The sequence below is a fragment of the Pseudovibrio sp. Ad13 genome (assembly GCF_001623225.1).
In the GTDB taxonomy this organism is placed as follows: domain Bacteria; phylum Pseudomonadota; class Alphaproteobacteria; order Rhizobiales; family Stappiaceae; genus Pseudovibrio.
This window is the reverse complement of record NZ_LMCC01000002.1, coordinates 730,995-752,369: the sequence shown is the minus strand read 5'-3', so window position 1 is coordinate 752,369 and position 21,375 is coordinate 730,995. Positions and strand designations below refer to the sequence as shown.

Genomic DNA, 21,375 nt, shown 5'->3' with positions numbered 1-21,375 from the left:
AAATCTTTGGTGTTCTGAAAAACGTAAACTAAGTCAGCTATTCCGTAACAGCGTCTTGTTACCAAGACACTCGCGAATAACCGCCGTCCACGTTTCTCTTTCTTCTTCCGTATTCAATTGTCAATGAACAGGGCTCTCACCCACACTCAAAAGAGTAAATCACTCACCAGCTCAATCATTTCCGATCGAGCCTGAGCGATCAATCCTTTCGAGGAACTCAAGAGCGCATCGTGCCGTCGCCGGCAGCGCCGTCGCTCTCGATGAGCTGGGTTATAGGCCTGAGCCCTCCAACCGTCAACCTGAAAACGACAAAAAAACCCAAAAACATCACCCACCTATGTGTAAAACATACCTAATCCGCAGAAACGCGCCGTTTCAATTCCACACCGTCCCTGTGGGGGATAAATCTATCTAATCAATCTCCCCCAACGAGAGGTTTAAAGGCGCCTTATTTCCCCGTAATCACACCAGCCACTCTCCGTGCTCCAACTCCCAGCCACCAAAGACTCAGGGAGAACATTACAGGAATAGACCGCGATCAAATCAGGCTGCACTCTCTCAGAACGCTGGCAAGCAGACTTCGGAGCAATCCGCGTTCTTTGAAAACTGAATAATGAATGAGGGTGTATGGTGGTCGTGGCACAGGCTGCAGCGCCTGAACTCGCCGAGATGACCGCTATGCGATGAGAGGCGCCCAATGGAAAGCCCCGCAATTGCGTTCGTTTGCGTGGTTTTGCGCGAAACAGCGTTTTTATGCGCTCAAATGTTCAAGACGGCAGGGAAACAGTGCGTTTGGGAAGACTGAGGACTAAGAACGGCATCAGCAAATGCCTCCTGCCCCGGCCAACTGAGAGACAGGACTTATCCTCCTTCTATCAAATCTTATAAACGCAAACCAAAAAACTATCCCCGCTAAGGTGGCCCTACTGCTTATAGAAATGGCGGAAAAATTCTGCGAGATGATTTTAGTTGCTTCTTATCAGCTGGCTTCATGGGGAGTTTAACATGCTCTCAAATCCCGGCACCTTGGATTTTCAGTTGAGCTATGTTCTGGCCGGAACATTGGAGGTCCCTATGAAGACCATTATACTCGCTGCGACCACACTGCTTTTTGCAGGCTTAGCTCTTCCTTCTGCTCAGGCCGGACAATGTCCTCCTGGCCAGGAAGGTTCAGCCATTGACGATAGCGCTCCAACGGAAAACTATTTGGTAGAGACTGAAGAACTTGATGCTATCGATCTTGGCAAAGAGAAGGTCAACATCCCTGGTCATAACCTTCGTATGCGGACCATCACGGTTCAACCGGGAGGACACGTTCTTTTACATGGTCATGAAAATCGACCGGCTCTGGCACTGGTCACAGAAGGCGAGTTTGTTGAGTATAGTAATGAGTGCGGTGTGCCGGTCATTCATAAGCTTGGTGAAGTGATCAACGAAAACTCTGAGGTGCAGCATTGGGTCAAAAATAAAGGTGACACGCCAGCTGTTCTGACGGTCACCGATATTGTGGACTTAACCGATACTCAGCAGGGAAACTTTAAGTAGCTTCAGTTTCCAGCTCAGGTTCAACTTCGCGCAGGTTGAGGTGGATGCCTGCCATAGCGCAGCGGGCTGAGCCGCCTGCTTGTTCAATGGTATCCAGCTTCAACTGAACAATCTTGGTGCTCTGCTCAATCAGATCGATCTGATCCTGATGTAAAGAAGAGTATGCTCCCTCGGACATAGCAAGAAGCAAGCCTTCTGTTTTGCTATGCAACTCAATGGAACGTCCTGCACAGGCTTCAATTTGCTCGTTGTTCAACTGAACAACCTGACGTCCAGACTGCTCTAAACGGCGAAGGATCTCTGCTTTTATTGCAGGATCAGTGATCAAGTCTGATCCAATCAATGCGATGCCAGTGCCAATGCAAAGAATTTCATTGGTGTGAGTAACAGGCTTGCCATCAGTGTGTTGCGCCTGAAAAATCACCGGCTCATATTTGAAATGATCACAGAACTGTTCCAGAGCCTGCTGATTTGCATGACTTGACGGGACTGCATATACAACGCGCTCGACGTTATCGAACACCATTGCGCCCGTTCCTTCGAGGAACTGCTGCTCATCTTCCAGCTCTGAAAAATCAACTACATCCTGAACGCGGTATTCGGATTTAAGAAGCTCGATTACATCACTACGACGTTCTTTTCGACGGCTCTCCGCCTGCATTGGGTAGATGGTGACATAACCGCCTGCATGCGTTGACAGCCAATTGTTCAGAAAAACAGAGTGTGGTGTGTCACGAGACTTATCTTCGAACAGATGAACATCAACACCATGCCTACTCAACTCATCTGCTGCGGCTGAAATCTCAACATATGCCTGTTCTGCAAAATCGATGTCTCTTTGAGATTCACCAATAAGACTGCGAGAACTGCTCTGAGCTGCATCTTTGCTTGTGCTGAAAAACAACGGGCGGATCATAACAACGGCAGATGGAGCCTGAACGGATCGGAGAGTAGGTCTGTGGTTCGTCATTGGTTCTGCTTCTTTTTGATGAGTTACACAGTGCACCATTCATCGGGCGCAGATTATTTTTGGGAGGATTGGAAGCGGTTTTCATTTTTGATTGGCGATTTCGCTTCTTCTTACCGCGGCTCATCTCCTCCTGATAGCTCGCGGCTTGTTTTCTGAACTGGTCTTTCAGAAAGTACGCACTAAAAAATATACAAAATTGTGTAAATATTGAGGCATTACTCAAAAAGTATCGCAGAGACAGCATAGTAAAACCAAGAAATAAGTGAATTTATACTATTATTATCATCACGTTACAGAAAACATTAGCTGAGTTAGGGAGGATTACGAACTAGACGATTTTCATGCGATCATGATGATGAAACTCAATGAGAAGCCAGCCTCAACTCGTATAAGGCGTGGTAGAAATTGATAGAAAAACATTTGAACCGGATAAGAACATGCATGCGCTGATCGTCTATTGCCATCCAAACTCTGAGAGTTTCAGCAAGGCCATCCTTGAACAGGTGGTAGAGACACTCAGGCTTCAAGACGTCAGCATGGATCTCATTGATCTTTATGAGGAGGGTTTTCAGCCAGTCTTAACCAAGGGCGAGCTGGATAGCTATTTGGATACCTCCCTCAACCAGCAAGGTCTTGAGCACCACATTGACGCGTTGCAGCGCTGCGACACGCTCATCTTCATTTATCCAACCTGGTGGTATGGCTTGCCTGCCATGATCAAAGGATGGCTTGATCGCGTGCTGGTGCCGGGTGTTGCTTTTAAGCTGACTGAAGAGGGCGCGATCAAACCAAATTTGCAGAACATTAAGAAACTTGCCGTTTTTACCACCTGTGGTGCGCCAAGATGGCTTAGTTTTCTTATGGGCATGCCCGGCAAGAAAACCGTTTTGCGCGGCGTGCGTGTGCTTTGCAACCCATGGGTAAAAACCAGATACGCTGCCCATTACAACATGGACAGCTCTACTGAAACCTCAAGGCTTCGCCATTTAAAGGTGATTGATCGAAAAACCCGCGGCCTTTGCAAAGCTTAGCCCCTCCTCTCAGGCCAAACTGAAATGGCCTGCAGACAGCGACTGACTCTAGAGGTGTCTGCCATGTTTCCTCGACGCTATTGGATGGATTTTAAAACCACAGACTTTGAGAATATTGATGCTCAAAGGACGATTGCGATTTTACCGACAGCTGCTGTTGAGCAACATGGCTCCCATCTCCCGCTTGGCGTGGACACATACATTAATGAGGGTATGCTAGAGACCTTGTGCGCCCGTGCATCGGAAACACTGGACTTCCGTATTTTGCCTTTACAATGCATTGGGAAGTCTGATGAGCATATTCATGCGCCGGGGACACTGTCGCTAAGAGCCGACACAGCGGCAAAACATTGGATTGACATTGGCACTTCGGTTGCGGCCTGTGGCATCCGGAAAATGATCATTGCCAACTCTCATGGTGGGAACCTGGACTTGATCGGCATTGTCGCGCGAGAGCTTCGCATTCGCAGCAAGATGTTGGTTGGCAAATGTCATTGGTCCAGCTTTGGAGCGCCAAAAGAGCTATTTAGCGAGGAAGAACTGAAGTTTGGGCTGCATGGAGGCGATGAGGAAACTTCGTTGATGCTGCATTTTCGGGCAGACCTTGTTGACATGTTGCATGCACAAGACTTCCGCTCAACAGCTCAAGATCTTGATGAGAATGCCCGGCTGGGGCCAACCGGGCTCCCTTCTTATGGCTGGATTGCTTCTGATTTGAACCCGCATGGGACAGTGGGAAATGCTGCAAATGCAAGTTCAGAGAAAGGGCGTTTGACCGCCGAGCATCAAGTGGATGGCTTTATTGAGTTTTTACAAGAGACAGCGGATTTCGACATCAATCGGTTTGATTAGTGTTTCTTGTTGCTAGCTTTGGCGAAACTCTTTGAAGCAACCAGGAGAACCTGTTTTAATTGGTTTTAGTTAGTACTGTATGTGGAGTTGAGCAATGCAATTTCTAAAAGTGATTTCAGTTTTATTGCTCACACTTTTCAGTACGCCAAGCATCAGTTTTGCAGCAGACAGTCTCAGCCTTTCAGGCGGGCAACAATGGCTTGTTTTTGCCAGCAAACAGGATGCAACCGAAGCTGTGCAGCTGGCGGAAAGTTTTCAGGAAGCTCTGCAAGGGACACCCTATCAGGATAAAGTGCGGGTGGTTCGCTCAGAAAACGGCTGGTTTGGTGTGGTTGTTGGCCCTGTAAACTTTAAAAATTTGCAACTGGCACGCCAGCAGATTTCGATTGATTTGCCTGAGGATGCTTATCTGTCTCACGGGCGCCGCTACTTGGAGACTGTCTGGCCCGCCAGAAACTTGCGTTTTGGAGAGTTTGAAGCGCAGAACCATTTTTCTCTGAAACTCGAAAAGCTGCGAGTTGATGCAGACCTCATCACGGAACAGGCTGACCCGAATGATGAATTCTCAAAGAATTCAAAGGTGCAGGTTGTTGGATGGATTGGGCAGAATAAAGTGTTCTCGTTTGAGACGGAGCCAAGTTATTTTCCTCAGTACGGCCAGAGCGTTGAGGTTATTCGTCTTGCCAGGGAGACTGAGTTTCCTCAGGTCGTGATCAAGCGGTTTACGGGTGGGGCGCATTGCTGTGTGGAGCAACAGATCATCACGCAAAATCGAGAGGGAAGCTGGGTGATGGTTCAGGGTGCGGTGTTGGATGGCGGATATGGCTATAGCTTTGAGGACTTGGATGGTGACGGCACACTTGAGCTTGTGAGTGCGGACAACAGCTTCTTTTATCTTTTCGCGCCATACGCAGGCAGTTTTGCGCCGCTTTACATTGAAAAGCTCTATTACGACGAAATCACCGATGTGAATATGGACCCAGTCTATCAGCCCGCTTTTCGTAAAGAACTGGCCTATCTCGAGGAGTTAGCTGGCTCTGAGAAGTCGCTTTGGGGCGAGAATGGTTTCCTTGCAGGTTGGGCAGCTCTTCGGGCGCGGTTGGGAGACGGGATGGAGGCTATCACACAAGCCACAGAGAAAAGCCTGAGTGATCAAGAGGATTTCTGGAAGTATGCCTGCCCGGATGGCTCGCCAAGTTCAAAATGCGATTACAAGAATGCAGTTGCCCTGCCGTTTCCGGTTGGTTTGACCGTACATTTGATAGAAAGAGGCTATTTGCCAGTTCAGCCGCTTCGTTAGGACACGGCTCATTCACGTGCCAAGATCTATCTCTTTGTTCGCACGCGTATTCCTGCCCAGAGGCCGGAACGCCTTTGGGGAAAACGCTCCAGCAAAAGCTATCTGAGAGCAACTCCCGGCCACATGGCTTCAACGCGGCGGAGTTTATAGAGAAAGTGCTCTTCGTCGCAGTATCCGGTATTGCGTTCCATCTTCATTGAAAAAACGCCAGACAAACCGAACGGTGCCAGAACAGTGAAGGTTCCGTTGGTCTCTAAGCGGACACCGAGCGCATAGGTTTGGACGGGATCGCGTACCAAAGCTTCTGCAGTGCATGTGACTGGTGTTCCATTGCTCATCCGCTCACTGTCATGATGGATGACATGGCCTGCCTGATTGGACAGGTGCACCTGATAAGGCCCAGCGCTCAGGATCTGACGGATATGGCGCAGGTAGGTGGCTTCTTTTTCGAGGGCTTGCTCTGATGGATCATAGTAGGTGATGTAGAGCTGGTGATTGCCAGCCATGACGGGCTTGCCCTTCAACGCAGTCCAAAGAGGCCATGCGATGGAGGGACCGGAGATGCACCAGTCCGGCAGGCGGAGGGATCTGATGCCCTTCATTGCGGAAATCAGATGCGCGTTGGAGCGCAGGACCAGCTCAAGCAACCGCTTGCGATCCTCCTCACTGGTGAGTTGAGGGTCCGCGAGCGTTGCCTGATCCAGGTACTCCAAGTTGGCATTGGCCAAAGCTGAGTGACGCACTAATTTTGGCATAGCCCTGATGACGCCTGCACCGGTTCGTTTCAGAGTATCGGGTGATCAAACCGGATCACGGGTGATGCTCTGACATTTCATGTTTATGCATATCCTGATCCGAGGACTGGAACCCATGCCTCGGGGAGATGCTCTACTCTTTCTAACTACTAAAAGATTCCAATGAGATAATCCATTGGTGGGTTGGGCCTTGGTAAACAATGTTGAGGATCAATTGCGGGTCGCTTGTTGTTATGGCTCGATTCGTTATCTCAATTCTTACAAGTGGTTGACGTGCAAAAGCCCGCTTTTGAGATCGAAAAGCGGGCTTTTGGGTAGGCGGATAAAATTTGGGGGCAGCCTACCAAGGGACGATTGTTAGTTCTGGCCAGTGCTTGGTGAGACGGTTGGCTTTGCGGGTGAAGGTTTCTTCGTTGGGCAGGACTTTGTTTGGGAGCATCTGCATTTGGAAGATGGGTTCCAGTCCGAAGGGGGCTTCGATCTGCAGGCGGTCATCGTCGTGCAGGCGGGCGGCGACGGAGTGGGTTGTTGAAGCGTAGTAGAGGAGAGACTCCAGCGAGCAGCCTAGTTTGGGGTAGTCCATGCCGAAGTGCTTGGGGAACCAGAGGTGCACGCGGGCCTGATTGCGGATTTCAACTGGAAGCCCCAGCGGTTCGCAAGCTTTGGCGAGGCTGGTGATCACACGGTCTTCGGCCTCGTAGGACGTGTCAGCCTCATCATGGTAGATCAGGTCGTAGTCTTTGATGCCGTGTCCGGCCTCCCTGCCCGTCAGTGCGTTCCAGACACTTTGGTAGATTGCGCCTGACGCGAGCCAGGCATCTGGCAACCGGGCGTCACGCAGGGTCTTCAGCAGATCATAGAGCACGGTTGAGCGGATGACCTCTTCGATAAAGTACACGCGCCCCTGCTCACCTGCGCCATGGTGAACAGGGGAAACACGTGATGGCAAGGAGGTGATCTTCTCCTTGAGAGTTGAATGGCCGGATGAGGCGAAGGTCGTGAAAACTGACATGGACACGATTTTCATTTGAAAGAGATCAAGCTGTGAAGACTGCCGTAACGACTCGCCTGCAAAAACCAGAACTAAAAGTGAATTAACTTAGTACATAACAGGAACATTATGATAATCCACCCACCAGATCAATCCATGTAAATTTGGGGCTTGGCGACCTGTGAGAATTGACAGGTAGATTCGCATAGGATTTGTGCGGGGCACTTTGAAACTATGAAGATGTGGATAGTGGGAAGTACCTAGCTGCGTACTTTTCGCAATGTTACGCAGCGCATTTCACCCGAAGGGCTAGTTCCCATAACTACGTATTTGTGCGAGATGCTCGAAAGCATCAGTTTTTCCTTGAGATTTGGTGGCATTGGGCAGTAAACCGGTGTCGCGCAGCCTTTCGACCACACGGAGCATGAAGATGACCGAGACCCGCCTGACCATTAGACGGCCTGATGACTGGCACCTGCACTTACGTGATGGCGAGATGCTGAAGGCCGTTCTGCCGTCAACTTCTGCAAACTTTGGCCGCGCGATCATCATGCCTAATCTGGTCCCACCTGTTGTCACCAGCAAGGATACTGCCGGGTATCGGGATCGCATTCCGGCAGCCATGCCAGAGGGGCACGACTTCACTCCCCTCATGACGCTTTATCTCACAGAGACCACCGATGCGGATGATCTGGAGCAGGCAGCCAAGTCTGGTCTGGTGACTGCGGTGAAGCTTTATCCTGCTGGCGCGACAACCAACTCACAAAGTGGTGTGCGCGACTTTGATAAGGTGGCGGGTGTTCTGGAACGCATGGCCGAGATCGGTTTGCCGCTTCTGGTCCATGGTGAGGTCACAACGTCTGACGTGGACATCTTTGATCGTGAAGCAGTGTTCATTGAGACTGTGCTGGACCCGATCCGCCGCAAGTTCCCTAAGCTGAAAGTGGTGATGGAGCACATCACCACGGAAGAAGGCGTCAATTATGCCAAGTCTGGTGGTGACAATCTGGCGGCGACGATCACCACGCACCACCTGATCATCAACCGGAATGACATTCTGGTCGGTGGCATCAAGCCTCACTTCTATTGCCTGCCTGTGGCGAAGCGTGAGAAACACCGCCTTGCGCTGCGTGCTGCGGCCACTTCTGGCGATGCCCGTTTCTTCCTTGGAACGGACAGCGCCCCGCATCTTGACCAGAACAAGCTGTGTGAGTGTGGCTGTGCTGGCATCTTCTCCGCACCAAATACCATGAGCTGCCTGGCACATGTGTTTGAGCAGGAAGGCGCACTCGACAAGCTTGAGGCATTTTCCTCTCTCAATGGTCCGGCGTTTTATGGCATGGCACCAAACGAGGCGACCATTGATCTGGTAAAGGCCGATGAAAAGGTCAGTTACCCGCCGAGTATTCCAACACCGGACGGGCCGGTGACCCTCTTCAATCCGGGATTTGATATATTCTGGAAGGTTGAGACCTAAAGATGAGTTTCAAAGCAGTTTGCACCTAATATGGCCGGGGCAAGCTGCTTTTTTTTGACGTGAATGCGTGCGATGCCAGCTCCCTGTCATCCCACACATTCCAGATCTTTGTTTTCGCGCGTATTCTTATCCGAAAACCGGAACCACTTTTCGGGAATACGCTCTAAACCACCTACTGTGACTTGAGGGACAGCGATGTTTTCCAATTCTTTTCCTGACCGCGAAGTGATGGCGGAACTGACCGCAAAAATGCTCATGGAAATCAAGGCGGTGAACTTCCGTCCAGAAGAGCCGTACATTCTGGCATCCGGTCTTGCGAGCCCGGTTTACATCGACTGCCGTAAACTGATCTCCTACCCGCGCATTCGTGGCACCCTGATGGAGTTTGCCGTGGCAACCCTGCTGCGTGATGCGGGCTTTGAGAAGTTTGATGCGATTGCAGGCGGTGAGACGGCTGGTATTCCGTTTGCTGCGTGGATTGCAGACAAAATGGCACTGCCAATGCAGTATGTGCGCAAAAAGCCAAAGGGTTATGGCCGTGATGCGCAAATTGAGGGTGATATTCACGAGGGGCAGAACGTTCTGCTGGTGGAAGACCTGACCACCGATGGCGGGTCCAAGATCAAGTTCTGCGAAGCGCTGCGCAAGGCGGGTGCTGAAGTGACCGACACGCTGGTGGTGTTCTATTACGACATCTTCCCGGAAACGAAAGGCAAGCTGGCAGAACATGGTGTGAACCTGCACTACCTTGCCACATGGCACGACATCCTGCGCGTTTGCCGCACAAACGATTACTTCTCAGCTGAGAAGGTGAACGAAGTTGAGAAGTTCCTCAATAATCCGCTGGAATGGTCCGCCGCCAACGGTGGTGTCAGCGAACTGCCGCTCTAAGCGGTTCTTTAGCCAGACATATTGGTTTCATGAAAACGCAGGGCCTTTGCTCTGCGTTTTTAGTTGGCAGGCTTAGCCGTATTAACAACTCTAATTCAGTTTCAAAGCCTCAGCCATCTAAACCATGCAACAATCGGCACCCTCACCGCGTCGCAAATTCAGATTTTCTAATGCCGGAGCGCCACCCTTCAAGAATGGCTGTTACATTGTGTTCTGTTGATGCGGTGTTTCTGATCTCAAGATCGTAAACACGATCAACATGGACTGAGTGGAAATCTTGCTCTGCACTCCCGATGGGTCGGTCTCCTCTGGCGATTTCACGTTGCTTCAACGCTTCTAAATCACAATGCAAACCAACAAAGTATACATCAAACGGCTGAAACAGCTCTTTTAGCTCCGGAAGCCAATCAGGATTGTCGAGAATATGCTCCACAATCAGATTATTGCCAGCATGGGCATACGCAGCTAGTGATGCGTGAAAGCCTTCAAAGAATGCTTTTCTCAGGTTGGACCAATTAAAATCCCCATTTTTGAAGCGTTTCGTCGGCAGTACTCCCCCATCCCGCAGATGATCGATTGAAATATGCCAGAACGGCAGCTCAATCGCGTTTTGCAGCGCAACTGCAGTGGTTGACTTTCCGCTACTTGAGGGACCGTGCAGAATAATAATTTGCCCGTTCATATTGGTATTCCATAAAAAATCAAAAGCTTAGAAATGCGGACTGATCTCATAAATCCAGAGAGCCCGTGGATGGCGAGTCAGCCAACCAAAATCATTGCACACTTAAATCTGATACCAAACCAACCATAGTTTTTTATCCACCTGCGCTGCTTTGCCACAAAAGCAACATGAACCAAAAGCATATGAAAAACAGCAAAGTTTATGATAATTACGCAGATGTAGCTTTTATGAGGTGAAGACCTCGCGGGTACTCGGGTTCAGCTTAGGAATTATTTTGTGACGGGCTTCAACAAAGTCTGCAAAACCTGCGCGCTGAAGCATGGGGGTGTGCTTTCGTGAACATCTTCACACCGGGAACACCAATACAAGAGCACATAGGCAATTTGGGCAGGGCGCAGGGAAACAACAATGCACGTAATCAGACACCTTATGGTGCCAGCACTGCTGAGCACTGGACTGGTCTTTTCTGTTCCTGTTTATGCGCAGGATGCCGCGGCCCCTCAGCCCAAGCCGGCGTTGCAGGTTGCTCAAGATCAGCAGTCCTATTGGTTTCCTGAGACTGACCTTAAACTGCATCCCAGAATAATCTCTCGTCAGCTGCCCAATGGTATGCGGTATTTGCTGGTTCAGAGCCAATCCCCCAAGAACCAGATTGAGGTTCGTATGGCGGTTGATGCTGGCTCTTCCTTGGAAAAAGGGTTGGAACCGGGTGCTGCTCACTATTTGGAGCATATGGCGTTTAACGGTTCTACCAATGTGCCGGAAGGCGAGATGGTGGCCTTGCTGGAGCGCGCGGGACTGGCGTTTGGCGCTGGAACCAATGCAGCGACCACATTGAACAGCACCACATACCGCCTTTCCCTGCCCTCAGCTGATGCGGAGTTGCTGGACACTGCGCTGTTTATTATGCGTGAGACAGCAAGTGAACTGACGCTCTCAACAAGTGCTATTGACCGTGAGCGCGGTGTTGTCGCCTCTGAAGTGCGCGGCAATTACGGTCCGAGCTATGACGCGCTGGTTGCCAGATTTGATTACCTTTATCCGGGCATTAAACAGCGCACCTTGCTGCCGGTTGGCACAATGGACGGCATTGATGCCGTTGACCAGGCAACCCTGCGCGATTTTTATGAGAGCTATTACACGCCCGGTCGGACCACAGTGGTTGTGACTGGCGATATTGATGTTGAAGCAACAGAAGCTGCTATTCAAAAGCACTTTGCGGATTGGGAGCGCCCTGCGAATGCAGAGCAGCTGGACAGCGAAGAGCCGGATTTTGGGAGATTGAAGGTTGCCGAAGCCCCGCGTGCTGCGCTTTTTGTAGAACCGTCTTTGCCTACCGTGTTGAGCATCTATCTCGTCAAACCTTCTCAAGAGCTGATTGATAACCAACAAAACCGCATTCAGAACACGCTGCGCAGGATCGGGATCAGTATTTTGAAAGAGCGGCTGCGTGATGCAGCCCTTGCCTCTCACGATACTATGGTCACTGCCGGCACGGATTATTACAGCGAGGACTTTGCCGACACCGTTGTTGCCAGCGCGACCGTTGCCACCGACAAGTGGCAGGACGGTTTTGCGTTGCTGGAGCAGAAACTTCGGCAAACACTGGCTTATGGCGTGACACAGGAAGAAGTTGACCGGCAGTTGGTGAACCGGCTCAACTCGCTGGAAGTTGCGGTGAAAGCGGAAGAGACTATTCCAAACCGTGCAATCGCCAATATACTCGTACGCGATGTGCTCAATGAGAGTGTCACCACATCCTCTGCTGATGATCTGGCCTTCTTCCAGAAACACTTTTCTGATCTGAAAGCGCCGCAAGTCTCAAAAGCACTGCTTGAGCTTTGGGAAGGCGCAAAACCAAACCTGTTTATGACGACTGCCGAGGCCTTTCCAAATGCTGAAGAGACCATTCTTTCCGTGTTTGAAGAAAGCCAGAAGCAGCCAGTTGCAGCCTTTGAAGCCAAGTCGTTGACCAGCTTTGACTATGAAAGCTTTGGCCCCAAAGGCAAAGTTGCCCAGCAGACAATCAGCAGTTTTGGGCAAATCCGCTCTTACACTTTTGAAAACGGCGTGGTGCTGAACTTCAAGCGGACTGACTTTGACAAGGGTAAGGTGTTTGTGTCTCTGCGCACGGGCCGCGGTATTGAAGACCTGCCGGCTGATAAAGATGGCTTGGCCGGTTTCTTCCAGAGCGCGTTTATTGTTGGTGGTCTTGGCAAGTACTCGGTCGCTGATCTGGACAAGGTACTTTCTGGTACTCAGGTTGGCGTTGGTCTTTCCTTTGGCGAAGATGGTATTTCCGGGCAATACGGAACAACGCCGGACGATCTGAAGCTGCAATTGCAGGTGGTCGCAGCGTATTTGACGGATCCGGCTTATCGTCCTGAGGGGCAAGCGTTTTACCAAAAGAGCCTGAAAGAGACCTACAAGAACTCCCGCAGTTCTGCTGAAGCTGTTCGTGGCCGCGAGTTCTCCCGCATTTTGCATAGCGGCGACAAACGCTGGGGTGCAGGAAGTGAAGAAGATCTGCTGGAGCGGAACTATGAGGAGTTGAAGCCAATCATCTCCCGCATCGCACAAAAGGGCCCGATCGAGATTGGTATTGTAGGCGATCTTGAGGTTCAAACCGCTCTGGATGCGGTTGCCGAGACTTTCGGCGCTTTACAGCAATCCTTTGAGGCTCCAAAGCATAGCTACGCAACTGGTATTGAGTTTCCAGAGGCGCAGGCTGTATCTTTGACCCATGAGGGTGACAGTGACGCGGCGCTTTTGCAGCATTATTGGAAAACCAGCGATGATGCAGATGCAACGCAGAGCTATACGCTGCAGTTGTTGCAGGGCGTCATAGAGCTACGCCTGCGCGATAAACTGCGTGAGGCTATGGGCGCGACTTACAGCCCTTATGCGTTCAGCATGAACTCCAATACAATCAAAGGCTTCGGCTATATTGGAATGTCCAGCAAGTTGAAACTGGATGATGTGGATGCGGCGGAGACTGTTTATCAGGATATCGTCAAAGAGCTGCAGGTGAAGGGCAATATCACAGCGGATGAGTTGCTGCGTGCGCGCCAGCCTATTCTGGAAGCCATGAACAATGCCGAACACAGCAATGGATTGTGGTTTGAACTGGCAAGTCAGGCTGTAAGCTATCCTGAGGCAATCCAGCGCTATCAGAATTACACGACAATTCTGGAGCAGATCACCCCGGACGATCTGGTCGTGGCAGCATCAGATTTTCTGGTGCCAGACCGGAATGTGACGCTGAAGATTCTGCCGAAATAGAGCTAACTGAAAAACGCAGGGTTTGGGCCCTGCGTTTTTGTTTGAGGTGCTTTAAGAGACCTGCTGGCGATACTGGATGACTGGCAGGCCGCCAATGCCCCAATCCTCAAGGGCAACCTCATCAATCACCACAAAGGTCGTGCTTGGCTTTTTGTTGAGCACGCGGGACAGAAGCTCTGTTACGCCGTGGATCAACTCGGCTTTTTCGTCTGCGGTTGGACCTTTGCCATCCGGTCCACCTTCCCTGGTGATCTTGATGTTTACATATGGCATCAGCTTGCCTCCGGCTTTGCGATGTAGGTGAAGATCTTGGTCATGATCCGCCAACCGTGCTGGTCTTTGGTCAGGGTGAGGAAGTCCAGATACTCGCGGTTCATCATGGTCATTGAGGCTTTGACGAAGGCCATTTGAGAGCCGCCGAATTCCATGGAGTGGATGCGATCCTGCCGCGGTGCCCCTTTCTTTGCAGGTGGGATACGGCGATCCACCATCTCGAAGTACTCACTCAGGGACTTATGCATGTAGTCCCCTTCGATCATGTTGACGTAGCGCGCATCGGGGTGAAACACCTCAGCCAGAGCCTTGGTGTCGGCGTGGTAGAGGCCGTCAAAGTAGCCTGTCATCACCTTCTGAACTTCTGCAATGGCTTGTGGGTTGCTCATCAGATCAGGCCTTCAGCTTTCATTGCTGCCTGTGCCGATGGGCGTTGGCTTGTGCGCTGGACAAAGGCAGCGAGGGACGGCCAGTTGATCAGATCTACGCCGACGAAATTCGACCAGTTGCAGACAACGAACAGATACGCATCCGCAACAGAGAATTCCGCGCCCAGGAGATAGGCTCTGCCGTCACTGAACAGAGCCTCCAGATAGTTGAACTTGGCGGCAACGTTCTTTGCGGCCTTTTCCTTGTCCTGTGTGGTTGCTGATGCGGTGAAGAACGGGGTGAATGCTTTATGGAGTTCTGAGCTGGTGAAGTTCAGGTGCTCCTGCAAACGCGTGCGGGCAACAGTTCCAGCTGCTGGAGCAAGCCCGTGTTGCGGGTGATTGTCTGCGAGGTATTGGAGGATTGCAGCGCCTTCGGTGAGCACTTCTCCTGACGCCAACTGGAGCGCAGGAACGTAGCCTTTCGGGTTGATGGTTTTGAAATCTACGCCCGTGCTGGTCTTCCCTGCATCGGTGTCTACGCTATCGATCTCGTAGGTGGCTGCGATCTCATTCAGCGTGATGTGCGTTGCCAGGGAACATGCGCCGGGTTTGTAAAACAGTTTCATTGGAAGCTCTTTCCTCAAGGTGTTTGTTATCAGGCTTTGAGGAAGTAATGCCCCTCATGATTAATTGATAATATTGAATATTCACGATAATGATTAGAAATTCAGATCATCTTGAGTGAGTGTATTCTATGACTTATGAGCAGCTGGTTGTTTTGCATGCGATTGTGACAGAAGGGACTTTTCGCGGTGCGGCGGATCGCTTGCACAAGTCTCAGTCCGCAATCAGTCACATGCTCAAGAAGTTAGAGGCCGAGATTGATATGGTTCTGCTGTCCAGAGAGGCGTATCGGCCTAAACTGACGCCTGCGGGAGAGGTCTTTTACCGGCAAGCCATCCGTGTGATGCAGCAGATGAATGAGCTGGGTAGTCTGGCGAAAACGCTGAATGCAACACAGGAGGCTGAAGTCTCGCTGGCGATTGCGGCAACGTTGCCGTTACAACGCGTTCTTGAGGTTATTGGCCATGTGCGGGCGAAGTTCCCGGCAACGCATATTCACCTGTCGCGCGAGAGCATGAGTGGCCCGATTGAACAGCTGCTCCATGACCGGGCAGATATTATTATCGCCAGCATGGATGGTGTGCCCGTTGAGCAGGTGGAAGCGGTGTCTTTTGCGGATGTTACCATCCTGCCCGTTGCGCACCCCGCGTTTGAGCCTGCGCAGAGCAGGCATATGAAAACCATTGCTGAAATGCAGACGTATACCCAGATCATCGTGGCAGACAGCGGTAGCGGTGCGCTCAGCCAAAGCCGGGATTTGTTGCCGGGTGGTTTGCGTTGGACGGTGACGGACTTTGCCGCCAAGAAGGAGATCCTGCGGGCCAAACTCGGTTGGGGCGGCATTCCCGAACATATGATCATCGAGGAACTGGCGCGTGGTGAACTGGTTCAGCTGAACGTTGAAGGCTTCCAGCCACGCCAGTCCCGCCTGTTTCAGATCCGCAAGCGCGACAGAGACGTTGGCGTTGTCGCGCAAGCCATCTGGGATGACCTGATGGGAACCGAGGGCTGAGCAGGCACGCGCCGGATCGCCTCATTAAGGTCAGGCGAACTCCGGCTGTTTGCTGAACGTGAGTGTTTCACCGTCTGCCGGGATCAGAAGTTTTTCGCTGACACCAGATTTTTCTGCCAGATCCCGTAGCTGCGTTCGCTTTACAGGGCAATGGTTTATGGCCTCCAGATGGTTTGCGATAACTTGTCCCGGCGCTAGTCTGATGAACTCCATGATCTCATCCAGCGACATGAGGATGTCCTTGCCGATATCCAGACTTGCGTTGCCTGCTGCGACAACTGCGATGTCGGGCCTCAGGGTTTTGAGGCAGTGGCGGACATCTTTGGTGAGGACAGTGTCGCCGGAAATGTAGAGCGAGGGTGCATCAGGCAACTCGAGAAAGTAACCCACGCCGGGGCCCATGAATCTCGCAATCCAGCCGTAGCCGTGCACTGTTGGGATTGGGGTGATGTAACCGTCGAAGAAGGGTTGGCGTTGCTCATCCTTCAGCGGCACGGTGGGAATTCCCTTTTTCCCAATGAAATCCTCATCATCCAACCGGCAGTAAGTCGGGATCTTTTGGGAGAGCAGAAGTTTCTTTGCTGCTCCGTCCAAATGATCTGAATGGCCAAGCTGGCAATGCGTTACCAGTGCCGCAGTAAGACCCTCAAGGTTTTGCTGGGCACCATCAGGCAGCGGAACCATCGGATTTCTCCGGCTTTTATGTCGGATGAAGCTGTAGCTTGGCAGTGATCCAACCTTACCCAACATGGGATCAACCAGTATGCGGTGTTGCTTGTGCTCAATAATGAGGGTTGCATTGCGAAGAAAGTGAAGTTTCATCCTGACCTACTGCTCCAACCTGACCTTGGTCCGTTGATCCTAGTTTTTGGCAGGGAATTTGATATAGTCCGACTAGACACAAATCATACATAATCCGCCACATGAGATCTGAACATGACTTCAACCATTGCGATTTTGCTGCTGGAGAACTTTCTGGGGCTCGCAGCCTTTGGGTCCGCAGACATGTTCAAGACTGCAAACCAGATTGCAGAGGTGCGTGGCGACGAGGTCATGCCGTTTCAGGTCCAGACTTACTCTATAGATGGCGAGCCTGTTCGATCTTCAAACGGTATTTTGGTGACCCCTGATGGCTCTTTAGAGGATATTTTTGCACCTGATGTGGTGTTTCTTCCCGGCATTGGCACGACCTCAGCGCCGCAATGCACGATCAGCACAAACTGGTTCCGTGGTGTTGCTGAGCAACTTCAGCACTATTCTCAAAACGGCAGCATCATTGCTGCGAGTTGTACCAGCACGTTTCTACTTGCTGAAGCGGGACTGCTGGAGGGAAAGCAAGCCACAACAACCTGGTGGAAGCAGAAGGAATTTAGTGCGGCTTATGAAGGTGTGGAGCTGGCCGGTGATGAAATTCTCGTTGATGCAGGCAATGTCATTACCAGCGCCGCAGGCACTTCCTCTCTGGACCTTGCACTACATCTCATCAACCGGCTGGAAGGCCCTGCCCTTTCCAGATTATGTGCGCGATTTATGGTTCTTGAAGAAAACCGAGGCTTGCAGCAGCCCTTCATGATCCCGTGGCATGAAAAAACACGGGATGAGACGATTGAACGTGCGGACCAATGGGTGCAGAACAACTTGTCCTCACGCCCCCTCAAAGTACAGGAGCTTGCTGGCTTTTTGGGTATGAGCACACGCAGCCTGTTGCGGCACTTTAAGCGAGAACTGTCACTGTCTCCGCAGCAATTCATTTTGAACATCCGCTGTGAGCGTGCGAAGTCTCAGTTGGAGTATACGACGACACCAATAACCACGATCTCTGAGGCATTGGGCTATTCTGACGAGAACGCATTTAGGCGCTCGTTCCTTGCGCAGGTTGGCGTCTCACCAGCCCAGTACAGGCAGAAGTTTCGCAGGCAAGCACCTTAATCAGCAGGTGTTTTTTCTGGTACGATTGCAATCGCATCCACTTCAAACTCAATGATTTCCGTTGCGAGGACCGGCACTGGAATGAGTGTGCTTGCTGGTGGGCTGGCACCAAAGATTTCGCGGCGCTTTTTGTTGACATAGTCCAGTCTGGACTGGTCATGATCTTTAATCAGCACCGTGATTTTCACCGTGTCTTCCACGCTGCTCCCAGCAGCTTCGAGCGCTTTGATCAGGTTGTCGAACGTTCGGTCGACCTGTTCCTCAAAGGTGTTTGATCCATCCTTGGAAATGCCCACCTGACCAGCCACATATGCGATGCGAGCACCCGGAGCGACAACGACAATTTGCGCATACCCAGACTTGGTTGAATCTGACAGGGTGTCAGGATTGATGATGGTCTTTTGGTCAGTCTCTGCAGCCAATGCTGAGCCACTCAACAAGATTGCAGCGCACATCGCGAGGGCTTTGCCTGTGGTTTTCATGGGGCACTCATTTCCTGATTGTGTTGTTCTGTTGTTGGCAGCATCTTGGCGAGCGGCCATTTGCCCAGCTTGCGCCTAAGGTTACTTTTTGCCAGATTTGCCTTTGGGCGGTGCTTTTGCTTTTGGCTCTACCTTGAAGCAGGCTTTCATCTTTTCGACTTCACCCTTCAGCTTCGGAATATCTGAGCGGACAGACTTTACCTTGCCGTTCTTGAGAGCGGTCTCGACCTTCTTGATCAACTTGTTTGCGGAGGCTTTGTGTTTGTTGAATTCGGCGACTTTGTCCGGATTATTCAAAGTACCCAGCTTGCCAGACAGGTTTTTGATGTTCTTTTGGGCATCCTCGGCAGCAGCTTGATACTCTTTCTTTCGTTTGGCGATATCCTCACTGTTGCCAGGTCGCAAATCGAGCATCACGGTTTTGGCTTCTTCCAACTCTTCTTCAGCTTCGAGGAATTTGTCAGCTTCCAACGTCTTCAAAGATTGATCCAGCCCATCCTTGGCTTCTGAGTAGATGTCCTCAAACTCTTCTCGGGCGTTATCATCCTGAATTTTTTCTTTTTCCTTACCCAGCTCGTACAGTTCAGCCTTGGCAGCATCAATTTTCTCACGCAACTCGGCGTAGGCTTCTTCCGGGTCTTTTGCTGCGGAGTAATAAGCTGCTTCCAGCGCATCCCTCATGAACTCAAGCTGGTCCACGGCGTCACTGATTGCGCCTCCAGCATCGCCACTGCCCATACTGGCCTGTGCTTTGTCGATATTACTATCGACTGCAACATAGGCCTGATCAAAGTGTTGGAGGTGCACCGCAAGCTCTCGGTCAAGTTTCGCCTTGCCGGCAATCTCAGATCGCCTGGCATATGTATCCTTCAATGTTTTGCGTAGGTAATTGATGTGATCCGCGACAGGCGTTTTGCCATCAATGCGCAGGTTCTCTTTGGGTTCGCGCTCAAAATTTTTCGTCGGACCAGTCCACTTGAGGTTACAAGCGCTTAGTACATTTTCCACCCAGGCTTCGACCTCTGGTGACATGGTTTGTGCGTCTACATCCGGCATTCAGCAACTCCAGACCAATGCGGTGACAGCTTAATTTCTTTGCGACCCATTATGCTTAGCTAGAAAGCTCATGCCTCCATATATGAGAGTTTGAGTGAAAACAGTTTGAAGGAGATCTCTCAAGCTTTGAGCAAACTTGAAGCGTTCACCCCATAAAAACTTGATGCTGACTTGAACAGGTGCCCCACGAAGTGGCCTGAGGTTTTGTATGACTAAAACGCGAGTAGCCCCTGAAAGATAACTCTAACGTTTGTCCTTAAGCATCTTCAAATGCGTGGAAGCCGACGGCTGAAGCGATTGGCAAAAACCCAATGCACCCGTTCATCGGACTGGTTTGGTGCCAAAGACCACATCAACTCAGGGAAACAAACATGCGACTGAAACTACTCGCAGCAGCGGTCATCGCAGGATCACTCGGCTATACCAGCCAGATCGACTTTACCGAGCTTCCAACAGGCGTGGCTCTCCTCTTTTCTGTCGGCAAAGCTAACGCCCAAAACCCTCATCTCAATCAATCAAGACGCGTATCACGGCGAACATCTCGCAGAACATCCAGACGCACCAACTATCGTCAGTCCATATCTGGCTGCAGCCCATACAATTCTTACTACAATTGTGGCGGCGTCTATTACAGACCTGTCCTTCAAAACGGCGTGACTGTCTATATCGTTGTTAATCCGTAATTTTTCTATTCTGGAGACCCCAAAATGATTAAATCACTCGGAGCTGTCTTGTTCGGTCTTGGCTTGTTGGTTGCGGCCACCGGACACAATGCGATGGCGCAGGATACAGCAGGAAAGAATGCAGCCCAAGGCGTTTTTGAAGCCTGTGAACCAGAGATAAAATCTCATTGTAAGGAAGTGACACCCGGAGAAGGTCGCATTTTTGCATGCATGTATGCCTACGAGGATAAACTCAGTAAGCAATGCTCCACTGCGATTGATGATTTCGCCGATGCCCTGGACTTTTTCTTCGCGAACGCCAGACAGGCTCTGGCAATTTGTGCTCCAGATATTGAAGCTCAGTGTTCAGAAACAGAAGTTGGCGGTGGTCGTGTTCTAACCTGCCTGAGTGAAAAGCAGGACAAGGTTGGCGCTGAGTGCAAAGAAGTGATCGAAGTCTTCAGTGAGAAGTTTGGCCTGAAAGATGAGGACTCTTGATTGCCGTAGCGTAGATTGCTGGCTGATTAGAAAAACAATTAATCAGCCAGCTCATCCACGTGAAATCTAATGAATAAAACTAACCCAACCACCATAGGCGCAATATAATTACATTAATTGACGTAATTTTAGTTGATAATAATACACGATAAATCTACCTAATCTATCATTTATGCCAGATCTTTGATGAATAATGCTTTTTGCATGTATTCACCTAAGGATATTTCGTTTTTCTGCCCCTACGTCAACTGTTAGAAAATTCACGTACGCATGATCATTACATAATGTGTGGGAGGCCATCGGTAGACGTCATTTCTACCGGTCATGAATAACTATTGTTTGTTGCCTGACCTGTGTTTTGCTCTTCTCTGATGGTCCATGAGCTTTTGAACTGGATGCTGTGACACATGAAGAACGCCAGATTGCTTATTGCGGTTGTTGCTTTCTGTTTCTCCGCTTTCGGCGTGAGAGCCTCAATGCCGGTTAATCCTGACCGGCCCTACTCAGACCCCACTTGTTCCTATGCCATTGAACGGTTGAAGGAGGCTGTGGCTGGCAGCCCCTTGCAAAGTAGCAAGGAGCAACAGCGGACTGTTCAATATGCCATTGAGCAAGTGGAACGTGCGTGCCTGGAAGATGCTGGGCGGACGGACGACCTTCCGAAGCCCCAGCCAAAATGAACTCATTCATCT

The 21,375-nt window shown here is 50.8% G+C and carries 22 protein-coding genes; 12 read left to right on the top strand and 10 right to left on the bottom strand.

The window, feature by feature from the left end; genetic code table 11:
• Positions 1-1,074: 1,074 nt before the first annotated feature.
• Positions 1,075-1,545 carry a cupin domain-containing protein gene (locus tag PsAD13_RS04325; protein ID WP_208986413.1) on the top strand — a complete coding sequence of 157 codons (471 nt, stop codon included), beginning with the start codon at positions 1,075-1,077 and terminating at the stop codon, positions 1,543-1,545.
• On the opposite strand, the gene PsAD13_RS04320 is transcribed toward PsAD13_RS04325, so the two are convergent.
• Positions 1,538-2,461, bottom strand: a complete 924-nt coding sequence (locus PsAD13_RS04320; RefSeq protein WP_063317347.1) for an arginine deiminase-related protein — start codon at positions 2,459-2,461, stop codon at positions 1,538-1,540. The two genes, PsAD13_RS04325 and PsAD13_RS04320, sit on opposite strands and share 8 nt — an antisense overlap.
• Before the next feature lie 491 nt (positions 2,462-2,952).
• On the opposite strand from PsAD13_RS04320, the gene PsAD13_RS04315 reads away from it, so the two are divergent.
• The 3 genes from PsAD13_RS04315 (at position 2,953) to PsAD13_RS04305 (ending at position 5,698) form a co-directional block, all read left to right on the top strand.
• Positions 2,953-3,546 (top strand): NAD(P)H-dependent oxidoreductase, encoded by a 594-nt coding sequence (locus PsAD13_RS04315; protein ID WP_208986411.1) that lies wholly within the window; start codon positions 2,953-2,955, stop codon positions 3,544-3,546.
• A 63-nt stretch (positions 3,547-3,609) separates the two neighbouring features.
• Positions 3,610-4,398: a creatininase family protein gene (locus PsAD13_RS04310; protein ID WP_084404631.1), complete on the top strand. Its 789-nt coding sequence runs from the start codon at positions 3,610-3,612 to the stop codon at positions 4,396-4,398.
• Between the two features lie 94 nt (positions 4,399-4,492).
• Positions 4,493-5,698 (top strand): hypothetical protein, encoded by a 1,206-nt coding sequence (locus tag PsAD13_RS04305; protein WP_063317346.1) that lies wholly within the window; start codon positions 4,493-4,495, stop codon positions 5,696-5,698.
• Positions 5,699-5,796: 98 nt separating this feature from the next.
• Here PsAD13_RS04305 and PsAD13_RS04300 read toward each other — a convergent pair whose 3' ends face one another.
• Entirely contained in the window at positions 5,797-6,453 is a 657-nt protein-coding gene (locus tag PsAD13_RS04300; protein ID WP_208986410.1) for a nucleotidyltransferase family protein, read from the bottom strand.
• A gap of 340 nt (positions 6,454-6,793) precedes the next feature.
• Complete coding sequence (locus PsAD13_RS04295) at positions 6,794-7,465, bottom strand: nucleotidyltransferase family protein (protein WP_208980862.1); 672 nt, start codon at positions 7,463-7,465, stop codon at positions 6,794-6,796.
• 409 nt (positions 7,466-7,874) lie between these two features.
• On the opposite strand from PsAD13_RS04295, the gene pyrC reads away from it, so the two are divergent.
• Together pyrC and PsAD13_RS04285 are read left to right on the top strand one after the other, a co-directional pair.
• A complete protein-coding gene (pyrC, locus tag PsAD13_RS04290) occupies positions 7,875-8,921 on the top strand; it encodes a dihydroorotase (protein WP_063317345.1) in 1,047 nt (348 codons plus the stop codon).
• Between the two features lie 195 nt (positions 8,922-9,116).
• Entirely contained in the window at positions 9,117-9,812 is a 696-nt protein-coding gene (locus tag PsAD13_RS04285) for an orotate phosphoribosyltransferase (protein WP_057461032.1), read from the top strand.
• 142 nt (positions 9,813-9,954) lie between these two features.
• Here the strand turns inward: PsAD13_RS04285 and PsAD13_RS04280 are convergent, their stop codons facing one another.
• Entirely contained in the window at positions 9,955-10,494 is a 540-nt protein-coding gene (locus PsAD13_RS04280; protein ID WP_063286650.1) for an AAA family ATPase, read from the bottom strand.
• A gap of 408 nt (positions 10,495-10,902) precedes the next feature.
• Between PsAD13_RS04280 and PsAD13_RS04275 the strand changes: the two genes are divergently transcribed.
• On the top strand, positions 10,903-13,776 hold the full coding sequence (locus PsAD13_RS04275) for a M16 family metallopeptidase (RefSeq protein WP_063317344.1): 2,874 nt from the start codon (positions 10,903-10,905) through the stop codon (positions 13,774-13,776).
• Between the two features lie 51 nt (positions 13,777-13,827).
• On the opposite strand, the gene PsAD13_RS04270 is transcribed toward PsAD13_RS04275, so the two are convergent.
• Genes PsAD13_RS04270 through gstA form a run of 3 tightly spaced genes read right to left on the bottom strand, consistent with a single transcriptional unit; the run spans position 13,828 to position 15,046 of the window.
• A complete protein-coding gene (locus tag PsAD13_RS04270; RefSeq protein WP_063286648.1) occupies positions 13,828-14,049 on the bottom strand; it encodes a 4-oxalocrotonate tautomerase family protein in 222 nt (73 codons plus the stop codon).
• The gene (locus PsAD13_RS04265) at positions 14,049-14,438 is read right to left on the bottom strand and encodes a nuclear transport factor 2 family protein (RefSeq protein WP_063317343.1); all 390 of its coding nucleotides are present in this window, start codon (positions 14,436-14,438) and stop codon (positions 14,049-14,051) included. The genes PsAD13_RS04270 and PsAD13_RS04265 overlap by 1 nt, the downstream gene beginning before the upstream one ends.
• Entirely contained in the window at positions 14,438-15,046 is a 609-nt protein-coding gene (gene gstA / locus PsAD13_RS04260; RefSeq protein ID WP_063317342.1) for a glutathione transferase GstA, read from the bottom strand. Before gstA ends, PsAD13_RS04265 begins: the two co-directional genes overlap by 1 nt.
• Before the next feature lie 128 nt (positions 15,047-15,174).
• Here gstA and PsAD13_RS04255 point away from each other — a divergent pair, with 128 nt between their 5' ends.
• Entirely contained in the window at positions 15,175-16,056 is an 882-nt protein-coding gene (locus PsAD13_RS04255) for a LysR family transcriptional regulator (RefSeq protein ID WP_063317341.1), read from the top strand.
• 30 nt (positions 16,057-16,086) lie between these two features.
• Here the strand turns inward: PsAD13_RS04255 and PsAD13_RS04250 are convergent, their stop codons facing one another.
• Positions 16,087-16,878: an MBL fold metallo-hydrolase gene (locus PsAD13_RS04250; protein WP_084404630.1), complete on the bottom strand. Its 792-nt coding sequence runs from the start codon at positions 16,876-16,878 to the stop codon at positions 16,087-16,089.
• Positions 16,879-16,992: 114 nt separating this feature from the next.
• Here PsAD13_RS04250 and PsAD13_RS04245 point away from each other — a divergent pair, with 114 nt between their 5' ends.
• Positions 16,993-17,985: a helix-turn-helix domain-containing protein gene (locus PsAD13_RS04245; RefSeq protein ID WP_057461727.1), complete on the top strand. Its 993-nt coding sequence runs from the start codon at positions 16,993-16,995 to the stop codon at positions 17,983-17,985.
• On the opposite strand, the gene PsAD13_RS04240 is transcribed toward PsAD13_RS04245, so the two are convergent.
• Both PsAD13_RS04240 and PsAD13_RS04235 read right to left on the bottom strand, forming a co-directional pair.
• Positions 17,982-18,467 (bottom strand): RidA family protein, encoded by a 486-nt coding sequence (locus PsAD13_RS04240; protein ID WP_057461726.1) that lies wholly within the window; start codon positions 18,465-18,467, stop codon positions 17,982-17,984. The genes PsAD13_RS04245 and PsAD13_RS04240 overlap by 4 nt on opposite strands.
• Before the next feature lie 81 nt (positions 18,468-18,548).
• Entirely contained in the window at positions 18,549-19,523 is a 975-nt protein-coding gene (locus tag PsAD13_RS04235) for a hypothetical protein (protein WP_057461725.1), read from the bottom strand.
• 371 nt (positions 19,524-19,894) lie between these two features.
• Here PsAD13_RS04235 and PsAD13_RS27210 point away from each other — a divergent pair, with 371 nt between their 5' ends.
• From PsAD13_RS27210 to PsAD13_RS04225, 3 genes are all read left to right on the top strand, one after another.
• Positions 19,895-20,206 carry a hypothetical protein gene (locus tag PsAD13_RS27210; RefSeq protein ID WP_063300249.1) on the top strand — a complete coding sequence of 104 codons (312 nt, stop codon included), beginning with the start codon at positions 19,895-19,897 and terminating at the stop codon, positions 20,204-20,206.
• A gap of 24 nt (positions 20,207-20,230) precedes the next feature.
• A complete protein-coding gene (locus PsAD13_RS04230) occupies positions 20,231-20,683 on the top strand; it encodes a cysteine rich repeat-containing protein (protein ID WP_057461724.1) in 453 nt (150 codons plus the stop codon).
• Between the two features lie 407 nt (positions 20,684-21,090).
• Complete coding sequence (locus tag PsAD13_RS04225; protein ID WP_084404629.1) at positions 21,091-21,363, top strand: hypothetical protein; 273 nt, start codon at positions 21,091-21,093, stop codon at positions 21,361-21,363.
• Positions 21,364-21,375 lie beyond the last annotated feature (12 nt).

Coding starts and splice junctions, on each gene's coding strand:
- PsAD13_RS04325 (WP_208986413.1), top strand. CDS start 1,075: ATGAAGACCATTATACTCGCTGCGACCACACTGCTTTTTGCAGGCTTA.
- PsAD13_RS04320 (WP_063317347.1), bottom strand. CDS start 2,461: ATGATCCGCCCGTTGTTTTTCAGCACAAGCAAAGATGCAGCTCAGAGC.
- PsAD13_RS04315 (WP_208986411.1), top strand. CDS start 2,953: ATGCATGCGCTGATCGTCTATTGCCATCCAAACTCTGAGAGTTTCAGC.
- PsAD13_RS04310 (WP_084404631.1), top strand. CDS start 3,610: ATGTTTCCTCGACGCTATTGGATGGATTTTAAAACCACAGACTTTGAG.
- PsAD13_RS04305 (WP_063317346.1), top strand. CDS start 4,493: ATGCAATTTCTAAAAGTGATTTCAGTTTTATTGCTCACACTTTTCAGT.
- PsAD13_RS04300 (WP_208986410.1), bottom strand. CDS start 6,453: ATGCCAAAATTAGTGCGTCACTCAGCTTTGGCCAATGCCAACTTGGAG.
- PsAD13_RS04295 (WP_208980862.1), bottom strand. CDS start 7,465: ATGTCAGTTTTCACGACCTTCGCCTCATCCGGCCATTCAACTCTCAAG.
- pyrC (WP_063317345.1), top strand. CDS start 7,875: ATGACCGAGACCCGCCTGACCATTAGACGGCCTGATGACTGGCACCTG.
- PsAD13_RS04285 (WP_057461032.1), top strand. CDS start 9,117: ATGTTTTCCAATTCTTTTCCTGACCGCGAAGTGATGGCGGAACTGACC.
- PsAD13_RS04280 (WP_063286650.1), bottom strand. CDS start 10,494: ATGAACGGGCAAATTATTATTCTGCACGGTCCCTCAAGTAGCGGAAAG.
- PsAD13_RS04275 (WP_063317344.1), top strand. CDS start 10,903: ATGCACGTAATCAGACACCTTATGGTGCCAGCACTGCTGAGCACTGGA.
- PsAD13_RS04270 (WP_063286648.1), bottom strand. CDS start 14,049: ATGCCATATGTAAACATCAAGATCACCAGGGAAGGTGGACCGGATGGC.
- PsAD13_RS04265 (WP_063317343.1), bottom strand. CDS start 14,438: ATGAGCAACCCACAAGCCATTGCAGAAGTTCAGAAGGTGATGACAGGC.
- gstA (WP_063317342.1), bottom strand. CDS start 15,046: ATGAAACTGTTTTACAAACCCGGCGCATGTTCCCTGGCAACGCACATC.
- PsAD13_RS04255 (WP_063317341.1), top strand. CDS start 15,175: ATGACTTATGAGCAGCTGGTTGTTTTGCATGCGATTGTGACAGAAGGG.
- PsAD13_RS04250 (WP_084404630.1), bottom strand. CDS start 16,878: ATGAAACTTCACTTTCTTCGCAATGCAACCCTCATTATTGAGCACAAG.
- PsAD13_RS04245 (WP_057461727.1), top strand. CDS start 16,993: ATGACTTCAACCATTGCGATTTTGCTGCTGGAGAACTTTCTGGGGCTC.
- PsAD13_RS04240 (WP_057461726.1), bottom strand. CDS start 18,467: ATGAAAACCACAGGCAAAGCCCTCGCGATGTGCGCTGCAATCTTGTTG.
- PsAD13_RS04235 (WP_057461725.1), bottom strand. CDS start 19,523: ATGCCGGATGTAGACGCACAAACCATGTCACCAGAGGTCGAAGCCTGG.
- PsAD13_RS27210 (WP_063300249.1), top strand. CDS start 19,895: ATGCGACTGAAACTACTCGCAGCAGCGGTCATCGCAGGATCACTCGGC.
- PsAD13_RS04230 (WP_057461724.1), top strand. CDS start 20,231: ATGATTAAATCACTCGGAGCTGTCTTGTTCGGTCTTGGCTTGTTGGTT.
- PsAD13_RS04225 (WP_084404629.1), top strand. CDS start 21,091: ATGAAGAACGCCAGATTGCTTATTGCGGTTGTTGCTTTCTGTTTCTCC.